Here is a 21,111-nt window from a genome sequence, read left to right on the forward strand (position 1 = left end):
TTAAACAAGCTCAATTTGGGGTTACAAAAAATTCATCAATGATGTGATCGGCTTTTAATCGGTTACCGTAAACCTGGGCACTTTTCTGGTCCGTGAACTTAGAGACACGGACCAGATACCAGGTTTTGCCCCCGCCGTCCGTGACTTTCATGGTACTCTCAACCCCTTTTTGGGCAAGGGTGGCCATATAATTGTCAGCATGGGTCTTTTTATGGTAAGCCGCCACCTGGATGGTAAATGGTTTTGGAATCATAACCTTTATCTGCCGGGACGGTTGCTCTGCTGTTTTAAACATGTGGGAAAGCGTTCCCCATACAAAGAAAATCAGCCAGACGCCTACGCAGGCAATCATGATGCCCCGTACCCGCCCCCACCACGTTTCTCGGGCCTGTATGAGATTTAAAACAGCGTGTTTGGCTTTTCCGGTTCTGTCAGCGATAAAAACGCCACCGCCGGTCGCTTTTCTAACGATTCCAGAGATCAGGGCCGATATCCATCCGGACGTTTGCAGCCCGGCATAGATATGGTTTTCCGGCCGCCACCCGGCCGGACCATCTTCAAACGCCTGGTCTCCCAGGCTTGTCAACAGGCCGTCGCCGCTTTGATCCTTGGGAATAAATGTCCTCAGATCACCCCTTTCATCTCCAAGGGTGCCCGATCCCGGCTCAGGCATGTCGAGTTCCGGCTCAGGGTCAGGCGTATCCAGACGTTCAGACATTATTTCCCGGATCGCTTCAGCCCGGGTCTTATCCTGGTGAGAGGCATCTTTATCCCCGTCTGTCAGATCCGGAAAGGACCGGTACAGGCGCCTTGCGGAAAAATCCATCCGCCCCTGGGCCAGAAACAGATCCACCAGTATGCGGCAAAGCTCAGGATCTGCATACCAGGTATCTGCCAACGCCGTCAGTATGGATTGAGTGAATGTTCCAGACATATCCTGATCCTGGATACGTTCGAGCCAGAACCGGGCAAGACTCTTGTCCGTGGGATTTTGTGCCAGCCAGGCACCGGCAGCCCCCTGAATTTCCCGGCGCCGGCTGCCCGATGCCAGGTAAAACCGCGCCAGGGAAGAGATGAGCATGGGCTTTGCCCGCCGCTCAGCCAAAGGCGATATCCAGACGCTGTCATAAATCCGCACCGCCCGGATAAACTTTTTTTCAGCCCGGGTGGCAATACCGGAACGCTCCCACAACTGCGCGTCCCGAATCAGTCCTCTGATGCGCCAAAGCCCGGCAATATCCATGCATATACCCAGTCCCAGGCCGCAAAACAGGTACATCAGGGGAATAAATACCGAAGCAGGCATATCCAAAAGCCACCCGGACAACCGGGGAAACAAAATAAACCCTGAAGGCAGAACCATCAGGGTTGTCAGCCAGAATCGGATGCTGATATGTCGGGCAATGCGGATCATCTTAATCTCTCCGGCAAGGTTCCTGGCCCTTTTTCAACGCCACACGAATGGTACCGGCAGAATCTGCATCCGCCGCCGGCTGGGAAGAATCGACGTCGTCGGCCATATTCGCCCTGGAACCGGCCAGACATCCCGTACGCTTTTCCACGATTTCATACCGGATATCCGGCGGCATCAAAAAATCACGTTCCGGCTCATTTTTCATGGCCCGGATCATGAAATCCGTCCAGATGGGGAGAGCCCCGCGCCCCCCGGTAATCCCTATCCGATTTTTATCTTTAAGTTTTTTCTTCTGGTCATACCCGGTCCACACAGATACGCAAAGGGACGGAGTAAACCCGGTGAACCAGGCATCATTATAATTATCCGTGGTGCCGGTTTTCCCGGCGGCCGGACGCTTAAATCCCAGACGCCGGACCCCCCGGCCCGATCCAAAGTCCACAACACCTTGCATCATGTCCACCACCTGAAACGCCGTTGCCGCATCCAATACCCTGCGATCCTTGACAATATGCTCAAAAAGCACCCGGCCCCTTGCATCCTCAACCCGCCAGAATAAAAATGGTTCATGATAAATGCCCAGGCCGGCCAACGTGGAAAACCCGACGGCCATATCCATGACGCTGACATCAGACGTACCCAGGGCCAAGGAATATACGGGTTTTAACGGACTTTTTATACCACAGGCCCGGGCCACATCCACCACGGCCGCAGGCCCGACATCCGCCACCACCTGGGCCGCAATGGTGTTCACCGAATGGATCAGGGCCTGCTTAAGGATCATGGGTCCCCTGTATTTTTTCTCAAAATTCCGGGGGTACCAGTCAGGCGCCCCTTTAATGGGAATGGCCACAGGCCTGTCCTGGAAAACGCGGGCCGGATGCAGTTTTCGGTCCCTGAAAGCGGCATAGTATAAAAAAGGCTTAAAGCCGCTGCCGGCCTGGCGTCTACTGTTCACGGCCCGGTTGAATTCACTGGCATAATAATCCCTGCCGCCCACCATGGCCTTAATCGCGCCACTGGCATTATCAATCGCCACCAAAGCCGCCTGGGGTTTGTCGCCCATCCCTTTATCCAGCCCCATGAGCTCATCAAGCCGGGCCATTCCTTCCATTACCGCGGTACGGGCATCAGCCTGACGTCTTGAATCCATGGTCGAATAGACCTTAATGCCGCCATGATACACCACATCCTCGCCGTACATGTTTACAAGCGCCTGGATCATCGCATCCAGAAAATAACTGCCGGTACGGGCATCTTTGCGGCCATCGTGCAGTGCCGGACGAAGGGCATCGGTTCTGGCCGCCTCATCCGCCGGAATAAACCCGGCCGCCACCATGCGGTTTAACACCACCCGCCGCCGGGCAAGGGCCTTATCATAATGCCGGAAAGGATTATACAGGGTGGGGGATTTGGGAAGCCCCGCAAGCAATGCCGCCTCCGCCAGGGTCAAATCCTGGGCAGGTTTATCAAAATACATGCGGGCCGCCCGCTCAATGCCCTGGGCCCCGGCCCCGAAATGGATCTGATTGATATAGGCCTCAAGGATCTGCTCCTTGGTATTGGCCTGTTCAATTTGAAATGCGACCAGCATCTCTTTAAATTTGCGCTGCCAGGTTTTCTCAAAACTGAAAAACAGATTCTTGGCCAGCTGCTGGGTAATGGTTGAGGCACCCTCAATCCGGCCGGGTTTAAATAAGGTAATATACAGGGCTTTAAAGGTACGCAGCTTATTTACACCATGGTGTTCAAAAAACCGGTGATCCTCAGTGGCGACAATGGCATTGAGAAAATCAGCAGACACCATGTCCAGGGAAACAGATGTTTTTTTGCCAAGGGAAATGAGGATCTGGCCGTCTGCGGCATAAATCAGACTCTGGGGGGTTTCGATAATGCGGCTTAGAGGCGAAGGCAGTTTGGGCAGGTCACCGGAAATATGAAAAACCATCAGGCAGACTGCTGCAGCCATGATACCAACGGCGAGAAGCCCTGTATAAAACAGCAGCCGCACCAGGGAGACCAGCCATAGCCATGAAAACCACCGCATCAGCCGTCTCCCCTCAGCACCAGGGTCAATTGCCAGACCGCCCATTCCCGGGCTTTCACCTTCACCACCCGGGATTCGCCCAGGTGCCGGAATTCAAATCCCAGGCAGATAAAACCGTCCTGGGCGGAATTGCCCACCCCTACCCGGTGCAGGAGGCCTTTTTCAGTTAAAAGATCTTCCGTATCCAGGAGCAAATCCGCTCTCATCTCCCCGGGCAGCCTTAAGACGGCTGTAAAGAAAAGGGAGGCCGGGTAAATTCTGCCGAAAAATTCAGGGGCATTGTCCAGGGTGCCCGGCATCACGGCATGACTGCCGTTGTTACCCAAGGTCTGGAGATCCAGATCTACCTGCTGAACAACCCGGTTCCGGGTATCAATGAAGAAAATCTTCATGCCGCCCATACGGCCTTCACAGAAAATCCGGTCGGTGGCACCGCCGTTGAGCAGCCACACCAGTTGCACCGGATCCACCACATGCCTGCGACGGTAAGGAGGTAAAGAGAGATACAACGCCCTGAACCGCGCTTTGTCCAGTGTGGCCCACTCCCCAGGCCCGAGCTTAGCCGCCAAATCTGCAAAGGAATCCGCGGTCCGTACGGTTCGTCCGGCGCTTTCACGCGCAAGGGCCATCTGATCCAGGGATTGTAACGCATTGGCCATGTGCCGTCCCGCGTCCCAGATTGCGCCGTTTTCAGGACGGGTATTATTGGTGAAAGAAAGGTAATTGCCCACCAGACGTTCGCACCAGTCAAAACGAAATTCAGATACAATAATAATACAGGTAACTGAAAGAACGGCCAAATTTAAAACCGAACAGATCCGTTTAAACCACTCTCCCGGAGTCCCCGGTTCATGCCAGTTTTGCGCGCGCAGATTCATAAAAGGACAAAAGTATTACGCCTTGCCCGCAGCTTTCATTGAATCATTGAACACAGCATACATCTGTTCATGTTCAGACAGGGCCACAGCCAAAACATTGTTCACCAGGGAGGCGTCTTCCTGCTCAAGATCCTGGGATCTGATCACATAATTTGCGCTCAGTTCCAGGGCCGTCATGGCATTGCCGGTTTCAAACACCGGGCCCAGCCGGACAAGACAGATCTTGCGGCGCAGGAACATATCCATATTGTTCATATAGGCAACGATGGTCTTGTCAGTATCAAAAGCCGTATCAATGATCACCAGCGGGTAAACAGAATATTCAAGATGTTTTAATGCCTGGATCGGCGTGTCAGGCAATTGAGCGTTCAGCCCCGCATGTTTCAGTCCAGCCATAATCCGGTTGCGGGCAAGGCTCGGTGCCATACAGACCAGCGCCTGTTTCGGTCCGCCGGTCTGACGCTTGGATGTATCCGGACCCATGCCGGCTGCAGGTTGCACGGAACCGTCTTCCCCGGGGTCACCGGCCGATGCCTTGACGGGAACAGAGGCCCCGCATTTGGGACATTTGAATGAAAAATCCTTGTCTTTGGGTATCTTATCATCCGGCAGGTTTGCGTTACGGCCACATGACGGGCAAGCAATTTTCATAATGAGCGATCCTCCTCTCCCCCGTAACCGCGGTCAATTTCAAGAGATTGAATGCCGCTGGTGGATATCCCCCTGGCACTCTTGATCCGGTCAAGCCCCCTGCCCACAATATCCTTGCGTGACGCATAGGCCATGGCCGTATTTTCGTCTATCTTTCCCTCTTCATACAAACGTATGATAAACTCGTCAAAAGAGATCATGCCCTGGGCTTTACCGGCAACAATAATGTCATTAAAGGTCTTGCCTTCGGACTCCCCGTTTAAAATGGCGTCCTTGACCCGCAGGTTGCTGGCCATAATTTCAAAGGCGGCTACGCGCTCCCCGCCGACCTTGGGCAAAAGCCGCTGGGCCACCACCCATCGAACCGTGTCGGCCAGGCGAATGCGAATCTGCGTTTCCTCTTCCGTGGAAAACATGCCCAGCAGGCGGTTGATCGTCTGTCCGGCATCCACGGTGTGCAGGGTGCTGAGGACCAGATGGCCGGTCTCGGCCGCGGCCAGTCCGATTTCAACCGTTTCCCGGTCACGCATTTCGCCCACCAGAATAACCTTGGGAGCCTGGCGCAAGGCCGCCCGCAGGCCCGAAGCAAAGGTGTCGAAATCCATCCCCAGCTCCCGCTGGTTAAAGGTGGATTGTTTCTGGGTATGCTGGTACTCTATGGGATCTTCCAGGGTAATCACATGCACGGATTTGGTGTCGTTGATCCGGTCTAGAAGCGCGGCCAGGGAGGTGGTTTTACCGGAACCTGTGGCACCTGTAACAAAAATGATGCCGTTCTTCTCCTCGGCCATTTTATGAAAGCTTGCCGGCAGATTGAGTTTCTCAATGGAGGGGATGGTGGTTTCAAGTTTTCTTAATACAATGGCGTATTTGCCTGACCTGGAAAAAATATTCACCCTGAATCTGGCCTTGGTACTCAGCTGGTAGGATAAATCACAGCTGCCTTCGCGCAACAGGGTTTCAAGTTGCTTTCTGTCATTATTAATAAGATTGAGAGCTAAAATTTCGGTTTGGAACGGCGTCAAAATACTGAAGCCCGGCCCCAGATCAACGGCTGCAAGTTCGCCGGAACTTTCCACCTGAAGAGGTTTTCCCGGCGTAATATTCAGGTCCGACACATTCTTGTGGGAATCCAGCATTTTGGTAAGGATATAATCAAGCTGCTGTTTTTTCATGCCTTGCTCCTGTTACTCGATGATCGAGTGTTATTGGACAAACCCGGCGATCACGCCTCTGTGAAATCCGCAGGCGGCTTTTTAAGAAACGGACGGAACAATGACTTGTTATTTGCCTTTGCATAGGCATCATCAGGACTGATTTTCCCCTGTTTATATATCTCCATGACGGCATCGTCCAGAAGCTGCATCCCGAACTGCTTGCCGGTCTGGATCATGGACGGAATCTGGTGGGTTTTGGATTCGCGGATGAGATTCCTGACCGCAGGGGTTGCCACAAGGATTTCCATTGCCGCACACCGGCCCTTTTTATCAATCCGTTTAAACAGCACCTGAGCCACGATGGCACGCAGGCCGTCTGCCAGTGTGGATCGAATCTGGGCCTGTTCGGTGTTCGGAAACACCTCAACAAGCCTGTCCACGGTTTTATGGGCACTTGACGTATGCAGGGTGCCGAATACCAGATGACCGGTGGACGCTGCTTCAATAGCCAGAGAAATGGTTTCAAGATCCCGGAGCTCGCCCACCAGGATGATGTCCGGATCCTCACGCAGGGCGCCGCGAAGTGCAGAGGAAAAGGTTTTGGTATGGGTCCCCACTTCCCTGTGATTCACAATACAGCCCTGGCTTTTGTGAACAAATTCAATGGGGTCTTCCACGGTAATAATGTGATCTTTTCTATTTCTGTTGGCCTGATCAATGATGGCGGCCAGGGTGGTCGATTTACCGGACCCGGTAGGTCCGGTTACCAGTACAAGCCCCCGGGGCAGGTCTGCCAGTTTTGAAATCACCGCCGGCAACCCCAACTGTTCGGCGGTCAGGATATTCGATGGAATTTCGCGGAATACGGCGGCTATGCCGTTTTTCTGCATGAAATAGTTGGCCCTGTAACGGGCAAGGCCGGGAATTTCATACCCGAAGTCAACATCCCCGGTCTCTTCAAATTCTTTAATTTTTTCCTGGGAGGTGATTTCATACAGCATGCCGCGCAACTTATCATTGGTCAGCTTATCGTATTTAACCCGTTCAATGTCGCCGTGAAGTCTTAATGCCGGCTGCTGGCCCGCCGTCAGGTGCAAGTCGGACGCCCCCTGGTCATGCATAAGCTTGAAAAACGCATCAATTTCAGCCATTTTTTACCCTTTTATTTTATTATTTGCCCCTTGGCGGAGCTTGTTGGAAACGCCTATCCAAAACGCAATACAACCCTTTATAATAAGGGCGTATCTCTAAAAATTTCAGATGATGGAATGAAAGGGATCAGGCCCGACGAATAAATTTCAGGCCCGTATCTGATTCGTCGGCTGCTTTGTTTTCTTCTTTGGTCATCTCAAGCAACTTTGAGTGTGACTCAAGCACTGAACTGATCTGCATCTCAAGCTGAATACGCTGACGCTTAAGTTCCGTAATATCGCTATGCAACTGGGAAAGACGTTTATGGGCCTGGTTCAGAATTTTTTCAGCCTCAACTTCTGCATTAGCGATTGTTACCTGGGCCGTTTTTTCCGCGTTATCCTTCATCTGATCCAGTACTTTCTGGGACTGAATCATGGCATTTTTCATTGATTCTTCCCGTTTCCGATATCCCTGGTTTTCCAGATTCAGCCGATGATTTTCCTGCCGGAAATTTTCCAGAGCAGCTTCCTGGGATTCAAGTTCCCTTGCCACTTCTTCAAGAAAGGCATCCACTTCCTGTACATCAAACCCTCTGAAACGCGTAGAAAATTCTTTTTGTTTGATTACCAGCGGTGTAACACCCATGAATAAGCTCCCTTAATACGAGGATCAATTATCACATTGACCGGGCCAGGCCGATGAGGGTCTTTACAAGAAAATTCTGAAGAAAAATAATAACTAAAAATACAACAATCGGGGACATGTCCAGACCGCCGAAGGTTACGGGAAGATGTTTGCGGATTTGATAAAACACCGGTTCCGTTGCCTTGCGCAGGAATCGGACGATTGGGTTGTACGGGTCCGGATTCACCCAGGAGAGCACGGCCGAGGCAATAACGATCCACATATAAATATTTAACGCATAATCAAGAACAATGGCAACAGCCATAAATAAATTGGACAATATAAACATTCCACATCACCCTGGTTCAGGTTATTTTTATTAACCTGTGGTACTGTGAAACAATTGAAAAGTCAAGTTTTTTTGACTTTTTCCAGCAATGCTGAATTTATTCTCTCACAAAGCCTCAACGGCACAAAGGGGCACAAAGTCGAATAAAAATCCGACACATTAAAATCAGGCCCGCACTGTTTCACAAAACCAAATATTCCTTCCCAAAAAACAACGTGTCTGTTAAAAAACAATAACCATTTAAGCTGACCCCTAACCTTTAAAGTAAAGAATCCATTTAAATCATTTTGAAACAATTCATCCAGTTCATAAAAACACTTTTTACCGAAAAATCCCAAAGCCAAGATACCGGCACCATAATTCCGGAACCCCGGATGCCTGAACCGGCCACCGAGGCCCCTGACAGGAAAGCCGGAACGGTTAAAAAACCCCGTCCAAAACCCAGAAAACCGCGCTGGACCATAGAAAAGTTCCAGGTCGAACCCCGGGAAGGAAAAACCCGGTTCCATGACTTTAAGCTGACCACGGGGATGATGCATGCCATCTGTGACCTTGATTTTAAATACTGCACAGATATCCAGGCCCGGGTTCTCCCCCACACCCTTGACGGCCGGGATGCCACGGCCAAGGCCCAGACCGGCACAGGCAAAAGCGCCACCTTTATAATTACCTTGATTGATCGGTTTGTCCGCACATCCGTCAAGCGGAAAAAAAAATATCCCCGGGCCCTGATCCTTGCCCCCACAAGGGAACTGGTTTACCAGATTGAAAAGGACTTCAAGGGCCTTGCCAAATATTCCCCTCTTCGGATTGTCCCGGTTTTCGGCGGCACGGATTATCACAAACAGCAAAGCCTTCTCATGGACAAACCCGTGGACGTCATCGCCGCAACCCCGGGACGTCTTCTGGACTTTATCTCCAAAAAACTGATTGATCTGTCCCGGGTGGAAATTGTTGTCATTGACGAGGCGGACCGAATGCTGGACATGGGATTTATCCCGGATGTCCGCCGCCTGATTTACATGACCCCCCACAAGGACAAACGCCAGACCCTGTTTTTTTCTGCCACCCTCACAGACGATGTGCTCCGCCTGGCCGAATCCTGGACCCGGGATGCCGTGCGCATTGAAATTGACCCGGAACAGGCGGCGGCGGAAAGCATCACCCAGATTGTTTACCTGACCACGGAAGCAGATAAGTTTAAAAATGTCTGTAACCTTTTAATCAGTGAAAAACTTGAGCGGGTTATCATCTTTGTCAACCGCAAGGATACGGCCCGGTATCTGTCGGAAAAATTATCCGGATACGGCCTGAACGCAGGGGTCCTGTCCGGAGACGTCGCCCAGGACAAACGGTTCAAGGTACTCAACAAATTTAAAACCGGCAATCTCAACGTCCTGGTGGCAACGGATGTGGCGGCCAGAGGGCTTCACATTGAAAACATCAGCCATGTGATCAACTATGATCTGCCCATCGAACCCGAGCACTACATCCATCGCATCGGACGCACCGGCCGGGCCGGCGCCACCGGCACCTCAATAAGTTTTGCCGATGAAATGAGTTCGTTTCAAATCCCGAAAATTGAAGCGGTCCTTGGCCACAAGATCAGCTGCGAATACCCCACAGCGGCCCTGGAGGCGGATCTGCCGGCACCGGCCCCACGTCCTTTAAAAAAAACGGCTAAACGGAATCAAACAAAAGGTGCGAATAAAGTCAAAAAGCCTTACACTCGATCATTAAATTAGCGCCCTTTGGGCGGGCTGTTAGGTGGTGGGTGCTGGGTACTGGGTGCTGGGAAATGGAAATTTCTATAATCTTTATTTGCTGCCTGCTTTTTCTTACTGGTACTCGTGAACGTGAACGAACACGGAATAAAGATTATTTTGGCCTTGATCATTGTTTCGTCCAATGCGTGGAAGGTAGGTTGGGTTGAGGAACGAAACCCAACAAATACAAAATGTTGGGTTTCACTTCGTTCAAACCAACCTACACGGTGGTCCCAATGATGAGCAAGGCCATTATTTTTGTCGGACCCCGCCCTTATTTAATATTGTCCAAAATATAAATGACCTCCTTAATACTGATGATGCCGTCATTATCTGCATCTGCAGACAGCAGTATATCTTGATCTACACTCATTGCCGTAAGAATCTTAAGGATAAGCACAGGATCATTCAGGTTCAGCAGCATATCTGCGTTAACGTCACCTTTTTTAAACAGGGGCACGGATTCAGGGTCATTGGGATCTGATTCATCTGTATCAATACGCCCGTTTCCATTAAAATCCTCAAAACCGTCTTTAAATCCATCTCCATCCGTATCGGCTTTCAAAGGATCTGTGGTGGTGGATGGATCAAGGTCCGGCTGGAAAACCGACGGGTCAGTATCCTCTGTAATATCTCCAAGGGTATAGCCAAGTTCTGTTCCATCCTGGAGTTTGTCCCCGTCTGTATCAGGGTTAAGCGGGTCTGTTAACAGCAGGAACTCAGAAAGGTCGGATACACCGTCGTTATCATAATCAAGTGTGCCGTCCTTTTCAAGACCGCCGAAATGCAGCAGTTCCCAGTCATCATCAATGGTGTCTGCATCGGTGTCCAGATCTCCGGGGCTCTGTATGATGCCAATGATATAGTGATATGCCGAACGGTTGCCGTATTTTTTTTTTGTGCCTGCCACAGTGATGCAGGTTACCCCCTGGGAAAGAACTTCCAGGCGAAGCTCCTTATTTCCTGATACATCTCCCTGGTTCACTGAAATGATGGAAGAATCCGACACGGTTATATCGGTTATGGTTTCAAGGCCTTTTTCAGCCATTAACATTGCAAGATCCACCTGGTAGATACGGTTACCTGTTTTAAGGGTGGTAAGCGGTGTCAGCGTGATCTTTGCCGGAACTTTGGCAAACACAAGAATTCCGGTCTCTTTTGTCTTTACAGTATAGTTGGAAACAGGATCAATACGCATCACGGTGCGGTTGTACACAGGGTCAAACGTCTCACCTGTGGTGAGGTTCGTCCAAACCGAGGTGCTGTAATTAAAAACATAAGGATCAATCATCTCATATTCATTCACATAAGGCTGTATCGTGATGGGAGATAAGAATTTTGATCCGCCCGAATATAGATAGATCAGGCCGTCGGAAACAATTTTCCTGCCCATGATGCTTACCGGTATCTGCTCCAAGGATATATCACCTGCAACAAGATAGCTGTCCTCAGCCATTGCTGCTGACGGCACGGTAACATCAAACCGTTCAAGGGATATGCTTGTCTCTTCCGCCCCTGCATCCACCCGCCTGGTTTTACCGTCCGTCACAAATACGGCGTATTTTTTATAAACGGTTTTGCTTCCATCTGAAATATTAACTTCAACACGGTTCATACCGGTTTTTGATGTATCAATGTCAAGCCGGCCTTTGGCACTTTCCTCAACATTGTTACTGTTGAGCTTCCACGCAAAGGAAAGTTCATTTCCATTGATATCAAAAGAGTTTGACAGATCCAACGTGACTTCGGCATTCAGTTTCACCATGGTGATCTCATCAAGGTTGGCAACCACCACAGGCATATAATCAATCTGTTCAAAGGATGTCAGATCAATCCCGGCCCAGTCAACCATGGTGGGATCCATGTCTGCCATATATTCAAGATAGTTAAGATAGCCGTCATTATCATTATCCGCCATGATGTCCACTATCCCATAGTAGTTCTCCCAGTCGTCGGCAATGAAATTTTCATTGGTGTCGTCATTGTTTAAAGGATGCGGATCCACAGAATCGGAAAGCCTGTCACTGTCACTGTCCGCAATACAGGGATCCGTGTGCATGGCAAGCTCACGGGTGTTATCCCATCCATCCCCATCATAGTCGTCTGTTCCTGCCTGCCCTATGGTGTCAAACTGCTTTATTTCCCACATATCCGGCAGGCCGTCGCTGTCCGTATCATCCTGTGAATACAATTGTATCCGGTCTCTAAAAACCTCTGATGCGTTATTTGCAACCGTGTGGCTTGTAATTGATATTTGCAGCTGGGTGCCGAGATACGCTTTATCCACCACAATGGCAGGTTCGGTGATGACCATGCCGGTAAACACAGGTTCCATCCCCTTATAAAGATCAACCGTATAGAATCCGGCATTTTCTGCCGCAGACCAGCTTACAACGGCATTGTCCTCATTAATTTGGACATTAATGCCATCAACCGCTGCCGGTATCACATCAGACGCTACATGACTCACTGTAAAGGAAATCGTTCCGGCATCACCGCTGTTGCCCTCCTCATCATATCCATTGATCCATGCGGTATATTCCCCTTCCATCAGGTCTGTTACCTTGAAGCCCGCACCTGCTATCTTCTCATGCACAATCTCCTGTTCCCGGGTCATGATGCTGACCTCATATCCAGAAACACCGGGATCTCCCGGCCAGGAGAGCAGCACATAATCCGACGTTGAAACCGCCTTGATATCCGACGGCACGGGAATGGATTTCACAAGATGTACAACCGCCGTGCTGATAACCTTTTGAACAGGATTCACTGGATCCTTAAAATTCAGCATCACCCTGTAATCCCCGGTTGAAATATGCGTGATGGTGCCGATCTCAGCACTCATATCCCCGCCTTGGGTGTTCTCATTTTTTTCAAGGATATGAACAATATTCTCATTTTCATCAATCAGGGAAAGGGTATATTCCATCTGTTCCCCATCTGCATCAGTAAGGGAGAACAATACATTGTCTCCATCAACTTCAAGTGTGGCGTCCGGCTGGGGATTACCGCCGAATATTCTGATCTCCTCATTGCCGGTCGGAACATAGGATATCTCATACGCTCCCTCAGGCGGGCTGAACACAGTGATCTCTGTAAATTTTCCACCAACTTTTTCAACATCAATCACCCCTGTATCAGCTGAATCCTGGTTAATCACGGTGCCGTCCGGCAGGGTCAGGGTCATTGTATTATCTGCTGAGATCAGATCAACAATAATAAATGGTTCATTTTTACCCACATTAAAGGTTTTAAATTCAAAGGCGCCAAGTGTTGTCCTGGACAAGGCTGTTCGCTCATCGGCGTCATATATGGATTGTGTACCGGTATAGTTAACGCTTTTTATTTTCAAATTAACGGCAAACGGCACCCGGTCACCGTCTTTGTCCTCAAGATTGTCAAAGGGAATAAATAATGTAACACCGTCTGTTCCAATCTTCTCTGCTGTCGCGTACATGCCGAAATGTTTTCCAAGATTTGCCTCTTTATCCGAGAACCATTCTTTATATTCCTGGGTTACCTGAAAATAGCCAAGGGAAACACAGACATTGCCCAACACCTTGCCGTTCTTAAAGCTTTCCGGGATAAAGAACCAGTCCTTGTCAATTTTAGGCAGCCGTAACTCTTCTTTTCCCACGGCTTTAAGTGAAACCTGGTAATCATCATTGACGCAACTCTCAGTCCCAAATATCTGAAATCCAACGGCGCCCTTGATCAGATTCTCAAACTTTGCGCCAAACAGAGAGTAAACTTTTTTTGTTTTATCTTCCTTCAGGGTCATCCCCGCCTGTATTCCCATGCCAAACCCATGAAATACGGTTTTTTCATCTTTTGGTTTCAAATCAAAGGTACTGCCGTCACAATTTTCAATATCAGGACTTTTAACAGGCATATCATGGCGTATACTGCCTAAAAGAAGGCAGCCAAGATCGTCAGACCCTGCCCAGTCAATATACAAAGAGGTATTCAGAACAGGGGTATGCAGATAGGTCAACCCCAATCCAAAGCTGTCCATACCTGTATCTGCGGTAATATCGGCGCCGCCCTCAAACAGGAAGATGTTCCTGTAAAGTTTATAAAGCTTGAAATCGCCGGTCAGACTCCAGTAGGATGACCCGTACTTGCTGTAATTATACTCGCCGCCAATGCCGGTGAGGGAAAACACCCCCGCTTTTGGAAAATTGATAAAATTTTGTGCAGCAAGACTTGCATGCAGCAGATTCTGCTTATCCGGTCCGTCTAAACTGAAACTATCCCAATCAAAAGCAAGATCAAGCCCTGCGGAAAGTTTCAGATCGGAGTTAAGATTATAACCGGGCGCACTGCGTCTTCTCAATGTGCCGTTGCCGCCAAGTGTTATAAGGAACTGGTCCAATTCGTCGGGATAATCATCGTTATATACATACAATCCATCGCTACGCGCCTCCCGGAAGACCATAGTGATATAGGTGGACAAGTCCTCAAGCACCCATGTCTTTGTCAGGTTAAGATTGGGGATTTTAATTTCCGCCCCGGCTTCACCGGATACCAGTTTAAACCCGTTTCTGCGGCTGTGGGTTATTTTCAGTTTTGAAACCTTGCTGCCAAGGGTGGCACTTTGATTCGAGTTTGTTTTTTGAAAATTTTCCAGTTTTGATTTCAGGAAAAAACCTGCTTCATCAAATATGATGGAAGACTCTTTGCCGCCGTCATCTCCAAGAAAAGATTCAATACGGGCTTTTTTTGCAACAATGGAAAAAGGGCCGATGTCAGGTTTATAATCCGTAACTGTTCCAGTCAGTTTGGTCCCATCCAGCACATACTCAATCTCTGGAATTTCTACTTTCGAAATCAATGCGGTTGTTAATGGTGCATTTGCTAGAAATGACGGCCCTGCCATATAGCTTTTTTTCTGATAAATTTTTCCATCCTCAGTATCAAGATACAGCCGTCTGAAAAACGGGAAGGTAAGACCGGAAGGAGAAAAAGGTTCACCGCCGCCAAGGAGAAGATGGTTCCCGGTTAAAGGCACATCAAAATTTGAAGTATTTCCAATAAGATCAAACAGCGATTCCAGAACGTTTCTCATCATATCCGGGCTGAAGCGCCACTGCTTCTCTTCAGATGATGCGGCATTGTAATCATCGGTGTAGGACGCAACAAATGCATCAACAGCGGATTGCACAAGAGATATTGTGTTTTGATCCACCTCATTTAACAGGTTCTGCTCCGTGACCTTGCCGTTTTTCAAACAGAAAGATCCTTGGGATACGGGTGTATACCGGCCATCTCCTGAATTGTAGTATAGTGTATTACCACTCCCGCTGATGGTGATATTTGCTTTGTCCTTTTCATAAATGGATGCAAGCGTGGAGCTGTTTTTAAATTGCGTATCATCACCAAAATCTATTCTGGCAATGGTTTCCCCGTCCTTTTTTATGTACATACAATCATCAGGTTCAATATGAAACGTTTTGATCCTGTGATCTTCAAACACCACAGTGGATTTGCCGAACTCAATATCCACTCCTGCAAGGGTAGCCGTTTTAACCACACCAGAACGAACATTTTGAAATCGGCTGATGGATTCAATACCGCTTTCCTCAAATTTTTCAAATTCCTCAACTTCCTTAACTACCTTCAATGTACCGCCATTCACAGCCAGGTCAAGGATCGGTGTTTTACTGAAGTCCTGGGTATCAATCAGCCATGATTTACCATCTTCCGAAATCAGCAGCGCTTTTCGAGTGGCGGCAATAAACCGTTTGCCGATACGGACAATATCAACGATATCATCTGTGGTGTTTACCACTGACGTTTGAAACTGCCCTCCCAAAGTTCCCTCATAAATGGTTCCACCTGTTCCGCCGGCAACAATACGATCTGCTTTAACGGAAACGGCAGTAAGTGGGGTGTTGCTGATTTTCTGAACGGCCCAATCAATACCGTTAGCGGACGACAGAAGTTCTCCACTGCCGGTTACCGCAAGATATCTTTCTGCGGATACATCATATATAATCTGATTTATATCTGATTGCGTACCGCTGACAAGCTCATCAAGTGTCTGCTCTAAGCAGTTATATAATAAAAGCGTGCCATTGCTGCCGGCAATGATAAAGTTCGCTGAAGCGTCTGTGGCAACTGATAGAAAATCCGGAGTCTTATCCGGGGCCTGGGGATATACCGGGCCCGCGACACCGCCGGACCAGAAAATAGAGCCGCTACTGCCTACAAAAACAGCCCCGTATAAAGATGCGGCAATATCGTTGTATGTCTCGTCGGTACCCCCCCCGTTCAGAAAGTAAGAATCCGCGTACATAAACTTGTCGTACTCCACGTGCATATACGATCCTTGATTTGAAAGGACATAGTATCGCCCGTTATCGTATTCAAGCTTGCTGGCAACAAGGTCGTCGTCGGGATATGAAATGCTGATTGATTTTTTAGCGAGTATTGTGTTGTTATCCTGGTCTGTGACTGTCAACGTTGCAGTGTATTCGCCTTCTGAGTTGTATCTATGGGTCGGGTTCTCATCTGTGCTGCTTGTGTTGTCGCCAAAATCCCAGACGTAGCTGAAAGGCGCTTCTCCCCCTTTAAAAGATGCTGAGAAATGCACAGTTAAAAACTCTGCCTGTTCGTTTCTGTAAGTAACTTTCAAATCACTCAAATCATCTGGTCCTGATGGTGCTGAACGACCACAACGAACACACCGAACATAGTAGCTATCGGCCTTATGGCCGTAGTACACATAGCCATCGTTAAAGCTCACACCCCACGCGTCGCTGGAATAACGAGCGTACGAACTACCCGACCAGTAATAGGACGAGTGACACCCTGTAAAATAATCCGTATCAATGGCAGGATCATATCTTGAATCATCCACGAGGGTTTCAAGCTCCCGAATATTGGGCAGTCTCCAGTCATCATACCCGGCAAGTGAGAGGTTTTCACAATATCCAAGGGCATCTACCCAGTTACGATATTGATCGTCATCCTGCTGCTGCCACATCAGTGCCGTTTCAGAGTCACTCACTGTTCCGTCAGTGTTGTCAATATAAGACCCGCCGGCAAAAAGTATTGGCGTGTTGAGAGTTAAAAAAAACAAGAGCCATACCGCAAAAATAAACCCTTTTCTTTCCATGGTTTTTCCTTGTCAATTATAGTTCCGGTCATATGACTTCAAACCAAAAAACGACCCTAACCTATTGTAAATATTGAGATCAGCACCTCAAAAAAATATCAAGTCATATGACCGGAACTATAATATTGAAAAACGGCAATTCAAGCTGCACCGCATGTATTGTTTTCATGCGCAGCCTGGATACAGCATCCCTGGAACGAATCAATGCAGTTAACCGCCGAGACATGCGGCCATCGGCTTTTTTTGTTTCCATGACCAGTGCAACATGAAACCCCTGGATATTTGCCATAAGGAATTGGATACCACATATAGTATTTTTGTGTGCCATTTATCCACAACATACAGGCACTTTAGACGTAAAAAGTGCTTATAGCAAATATCCAGTGAAACCCTTCAGACCTTGCTTTATCAATATATTTGACAAGAATACGTCTGTGAAAACCACATCCTTTTTTAAACCCGTGAAGCCCTGTAAAAAGTTTTAAACCACCTTTCCCGTGCCGCATATCCGGATCAGGCGCCCAGAAATTATATGAGCTTCTGAATCCTGATTTTCCTGAAATATATCTTAGAACCCCCATGTCCTATCGGACACAACCAAGCATGAAACACTTGCAAAATTTGAAAAATGGTCATAACTATCCAAATTTTTAACCATCAAATTAAATTGAAAGGGATAGTCATGACCAAGAAATCAAAAAATAGCACATTAATCCAAATTGTTCACCCCATTTGTTGTGGTTTGGATGTCCATAAAGACAAAATTTCTGCTTGTTTAATCACTGTTGATGAAAATGGTAAAGAACAACATGAGATCCGGGAATTTTCATCATTTACTCAAGATTTGCAAAAAATGAAAGCGTGGTTAATTGTAAATAGCTGTCCTGTAGTGGCAATGGAAAGTACCGGGGTATATTGGCATCCGGTTTATAACACCATCGAAGATGCGATGCAGGTTGTTTTGGTGAATGCCAGGCATATTAAAAATGTTCCCGGCAGAAAAACAGACATCTGTGACAGTAAGTGGCTTGCCGGACTGCTTCGTCATGGCTTGGTAAAAGGTAGTTTTATTCCCCCCGAGCATGTCCGTGAATGGCGTGAGTTAAGCCGATTAAGAAGGACATATACAGAATCTCAGGCTGATTTTAAGCGACGTGTTCATAAATTATTTATCACGGCAAATATTAAAATTGATTCGGTCGTTTCCGATCTGTTCGGGGTTACCGGTTTGAATCTCATTGATTTGTTATGCAAAAGTGAAGAAGTGACCTTGGAAAAAGTTCAGGAATGCACAAAAGGAAGTCTTAAAAACAAAGCGCCTGAATTGTATCTAAGTCTCCATGGATATTTTAAAGATCACCATAGATTCCAATTAATTGGCATGATGGAGAGCATCGAAATGTTCCAAAATCAAATTGAACAGATTAATGCCAGATTGGAATTACTTACCCGAGATCATGAAGATCTATTGGAAAGATTAGATGAAGTTCCCGGAATCGATAAAAAGTCAGCACAATCCATTATTGGAGAAGTCGGAGTCACACTGGAAGAGTTCGAAAAGATGGTCGCTTTTGTTGCATGGGCCGGATTGTGCCCTGGAAACAATGAAAGCGCAGGTAAGAGGAAAAGTGGCCGGAATGCAGTTCGAAATCATCCATTCAAAACGATTTTAATAGGCATTGCTTGGGCCGCGATCAAGACGAAGGGATCATATTACAAAGCCAAGTATTATAAACTCAAATCCAGACGAGGTGCCAAAAAAGCTATTGTCGCCATAGCCCATAAAATTGCAAAAGCTATTTATAACATCATCAAATATGGAGACAGATACAAAGACCTTGGAGAAGAATACTTAAGCAAGCCCAACAAACAAAGAATGTTGAAAAATCTGGCGAAAAAGGCTGATGCATTAGGAATGAAACTTGTATCTTGTGAAAATTAATTGATCTATCAAAATATTTTGTACAGTTATTGATTAGAGGAGTACAGCAAACAATAGATTTTAATTCAGCAATAAAAAGTCGGATGTTAAAATGAAGCCTTAGAGCGCGAGTAGAACATGACTGGTCGGTTTTTTGCACAACAAACTGTTGGACTTCCGTAAAGAAGTACCACGCATATAAAACTTTTTATAAGACAAACCGACCGCTGCTGATGATTTATTCAGTTAGCTTCTGTACCTGAATTTTTACCCTTAATAGAGATAACTTTATCGATTTGATAACTTCAATTTGTAATGCCAATGAAGTGTTGTGGGACAGAACCCATAAACCAACGGATATTTATTCCCTTTTACGGGGGAGTGTTTCATATAAATGAGTGTGTTGTTATGGTGTTAATACTCCCACTTCTGTGCTGTATCGACAGCCCACTGCCGTAAAGGCCCGAACAAAACCGGGGACCAACGGCTGTATATATCATACCAAAATTTCCAAAACGTCAAATGATCAAATAACCGGATTTATGGTCCGGAACGAACACAACGAACATAGAAGTTATGGGTCCTAGCGTAGTGGTACACATAGCCATGGTTAAAGTATACATCCCACGCGTCGCTGGAATTACTTGCGTACATACTGCCCGACCAATAATAGGACGAGTTACACCCTGGGAAATAATCCGTATCAATGGCAGGATCATATCTTCCCAGATTCACAATGGAAAAAAGCTCACGCCTTGTGGGCAGGTGCCAGTCCGAATACCCCGCAAAAACAAGCGCATCACAATAGTCAACCGCATCCTGCCATGTACGTCGTGTGTCATCATCCTCTTGCTGCCACATCAACCCTGTATTCAAATCCGTTACAGTGCCGTCTCCATTATCCTGGTAAGCGGGTGCGGGTCCGTCATACTGTGCATCCTGTCCGTAAAACGGCTTCCCCTGATCAGGGCAGGGGATTTCATGTCCATTGTCGTAACATTTTTCAATACCCGTGTCCGGCAATTTGTAATCCCCTGCGTGCACGACACAGCACATACCAATCAAAAGCATACAAATTATTGCCGATACTGAAATCAAATCTTTATAAAATAATAATTTCAGGGACACATTGTTTTTCATATTTTCACCTGATTAATTTTATGTTTGAAAAACTTGAAGTGAATATTAGGAATTTCCATTTCCCAGCACCCAGCACCTAACAGCCCGCTCAAAGGGCGCTAATTTATTGGGTTTCACTTCGTTCAAAGCAACATAAACTGTGGCCGATGTTATGCCCAAGTCCCAATTTTCAGGGATTTTTTTTGCGTAGATTGTTGTATTATGATTTTCTGAATAGTTCAATACCGATTTTTCAGACTATAGCCCGGGGCAATCCCCCCCCTTACATGAAAATGTTTGCGTCAGCACTGAAAAACCCATGCCCCGGTTGACACCCAATCATCTTCAATGTAAAAACAACTTAAGTAATTATAGTACCCGTCCATTAATTAAGGAGTAACACCAATATATGTTTGGTTTAGGAATGCCGGAAATTTTACTGATTCTGGCCATTGCCCTTATCGTCATAGGCCCCCAGAAACTGCCGGAAGTGGCAAAGATGCTTGGCAAAGCCATGGGGGAATTCAAACGATCCGCCCAGGATCTGAAAGATTCCATTGATATAGAAACCACGGTAAAAGAAACCAATCCGACGCCTGTTAAAAAAAAACGCAAGGATGGTGTTAAGGATATAGATTTGGAAAATCCCAAACCACAGCAGGCGTCTGATAAACCGGAGGCCTCGGACAAGGCGGATGATGACGACCTGAAAGCCAAGACACCCCCGAAACCGGCAGAGGGCAGCCCTGATGCAGCCCCGCCGTCCCCGGCCTCAACGCCCGAAACAGAAACATCCACCCCTAAAGAGTCAACTACCCACCGACACCTTTGGTGATCGGTGGGCTTGTGACTTCGGTTGCAAGTCCTGTTGATTAGCCTTGAGAGCCTTCGGGCTTTCGTTCTAAAGGAATATATAGGCACCCTGGTAATA

Annotated in this window: 15 protein-coding genes; 3 read left to right on the plus strand and 12 right to left on the minus strand. The window is 47.7% G+C overall.

What is annotated here, in order from left to right; genetic code table 11:
* Window positions 1-10: 10 nt before the first annotated feature.
* The 9 genes from HXW94_RS11010 to HXW94_RS11050 all read right to left on the minus strand — a co-directional run bounded on the left by HXW94_RS11010 (window position 11) and on the right by HXW94_RS11050 (window position 8,598).
* Window positions 11-1,414 (minus strand): SPOR domain-containing protein, encoded by a 1,404-nt coding sequence (locus HXW94_RS11010; RefSeq protein WP_178366951.1) that lies wholly within the window; start codon window positions 1,412-1,414, stop codon window positions 11-13.
* Between the two features lies 1 nt (window position 1,415).
* Complete coding sequence (locus HXW94_RS11015) at window positions 1,416-3,506, minus strand: transglycosylase domain-containing protein (RefSeq protein ID WP_246293855.1); 2,091 nt, start codon at window positions 3,504-3,506, stop codon at window positions 1,416-1,418.
* Window positions 3,461-4,261: a hypothetical protein gene (locus HXW94_RS11020; RefSeq protein WP_246293857.1), complete on the minus strand. Its 801-nt coding sequence runs from the start codon at window positions 4,259-4,261 to the stop codon at window positions 3,461-3,463. Before HXW94_RS11020 ends, HXW94_RS11015 begins: the two co-directional genes overlap by 46 nt.
* 93 nt (window positions 4,262-4,354) lie before the next feature.
* Window positions 4,355-4,990, minus strand: a complete 636-nt coding sequence (locus HXW94_RS11025; protein WP_178366953.1) for a zinc-ribbon domain-containing protein — start codon at window positions 4,988-4,990, stop codon at window positions 4,355-4,357.
* On the minus strand, window positions 4,987-6,165 hold the full coding sequence (locus HXW94_RS11030; protein WP_178366954.1) for a type IV pilus twitching motility protein PilT: 1,179 nt from the start codon (window positions 6,163-6,165) through the stop codon (window positions 4,987-4,989). Before HXW94_RS11030 ends, HXW94_RS11025 begins: the two co-directional genes overlap by 4 nt.
* Before the next feature lie 50 nt (window positions 6,166-6,215).
* Window positions 6,216-7,298: a type IV pilus twitching motility protein PilT gene (locus HXW94_RS11035; RefSeq protein WP_178366955.1), complete on the minus strand. Its 1,083-nt coding sequence runs from the start codon at window positions 7,296-7,298 to the stop codon at window positions 6,216-6,218.
* Window positions 7,299-7,425: 127 nt separating this feature from the next.
* The gene (locus HXW94_RS11040; protein WP_178366956.1) at window positions 7,426-7,926 is read right to left on the minus strand and encodes a DivIVA domain-containing protein; all 501 of its coding nucleotides are present in this window, start codon (window positions 7,924-7,926) and stop codon (window positions 7,426-7,428) included.
* A 31-nt stretch (window positions 7,927-7,957) separates the two neighbouring features.
* Window positions 7,958-8,254: a YggT family protein gene (locus HXW94_RS11045; RefSeq protein WP_178366957.1), complete on the minus strand. Its 297-nt coding sequence runs from the start codon at window positions 8,252-8,254 to the stop codon at window positions 7,958-7,960.
* Window positions 8,255-8,316: 62 nt separating this feature from the next.
* Entirely contained in the window at window positions 8,317-8,598 is a 282-nt protein-coding gene (locus HXW94_RS11050; RefSeq protein WP_178366939.1) for a hypothetical protein, read from the minus strand.
* 30 nt (window positions 8,599-8,628) lie between these two features.
* Here HXW94_RS11050 and HXW94_RS11055 point away from each other — a divergent pair, with 30 nt between their 5' ends.
* On the plus strand, window positions 8,629-9,999 hold the full coding sequence (locus HXW94_RS11055; protein ID WP_246293858.1) for a DEAD/DEAH box helicase: 1,371 nt from the start codon (window positions 8,629-8,631) through the stop codon (window positions 9,997-9,999).
* Window positions 10,000-10,294: 295 nt separating this feature from the next.
* On the opposite strand, the gene HXW94_RS11060 is transcribed toward HXW94_RS11055, so the two are convergent.
* Together HXW94_RS11060 and HXW94_RS11070 are read right to left on the minus strand one after the other, a co-directional pair.
* On the minus strand, window positions 10,295-17,140 hold the full coding sequence (locus HXW94_RS11060; protein ID WP_218576681.1) for an Lcl domain-containing protein: 6,846 nt from the start codon (window positions 17,138-17,140) through the stop codon (window positions 10,295-10,297).
* Window positions 17,141-17,243: 103 nt separating this feature from the next.
* On the minus strand, window positions 17,244-17,429 hold the full coding sequence (locus HXW94_RS11070; protein WP_178366959.1) for a hypothetical protein: 186 nt from the start codon (window positions 17,427-17,429) through the stop codon (window positions 17,244-17,246).
* A 393-nt stretch (window positions 17,430-17,822) separates the two neighbouring features.
* On the opposite strand from HXW94_RS11070, the gene HXW94_RS11075 reads away from it, so the two are divergent.
* On the plus strand, window positions 17,823-19,082 hold the full coding sequence (locus HXW94_RS11075) for an IS110 family RNA-guided transposase (protein ID WP_178366960.1): 1,260 nt from the start codon (window positions 17,823-17,825) through the stop codon (window positions 19,080-19,082).
* Between the two features lie 519 nt (window positions 19,083-19,601).
* On the opposite strand, the gene HXW94_RS11080 is transcribed toward HXW94_RS11075, so the two are convergent.
* Entirely contained in the window at window positions 19,602-20,201 is a 600-nt protein-coding gene (locus tag HXW94_RS11080; protein WP_218576682.1) for an Lcl C-terminal domain-containing protein, read from the minus strand.
* A 403-nt stretch (window positions 20,202-20,604) separates the two neighbouring features.
* Here HXW94_RS11080 and HXW94_RS11085 point away from each other — a divergent pair, with 403 nt between their 5' ends.
* Complete coding sequence (locus tag HXW94_RS11085; RefSeq protein ID WP_246293867.1) at window positions 20,605-21,015, plus strand: twin-arginine translocase TatA/TatE family subunit; 411 nt, start codon at window positions 20,605-20,607, stop codon at window positions 21,013-21,015.
* Window positions 21,016-21,111 lie beyond the last annotated feature (96 nt).

It is taken from the genome of Desulfobacter latus (genome assembly GCF_013389365.1).
Taxonomy (GTDB): Bacteria; Desulfobacterota; Desulfobacteria; order Desulfobacterales; family Desulfobacteraceae; genus Desulfobacter; species Desulfobacter latus.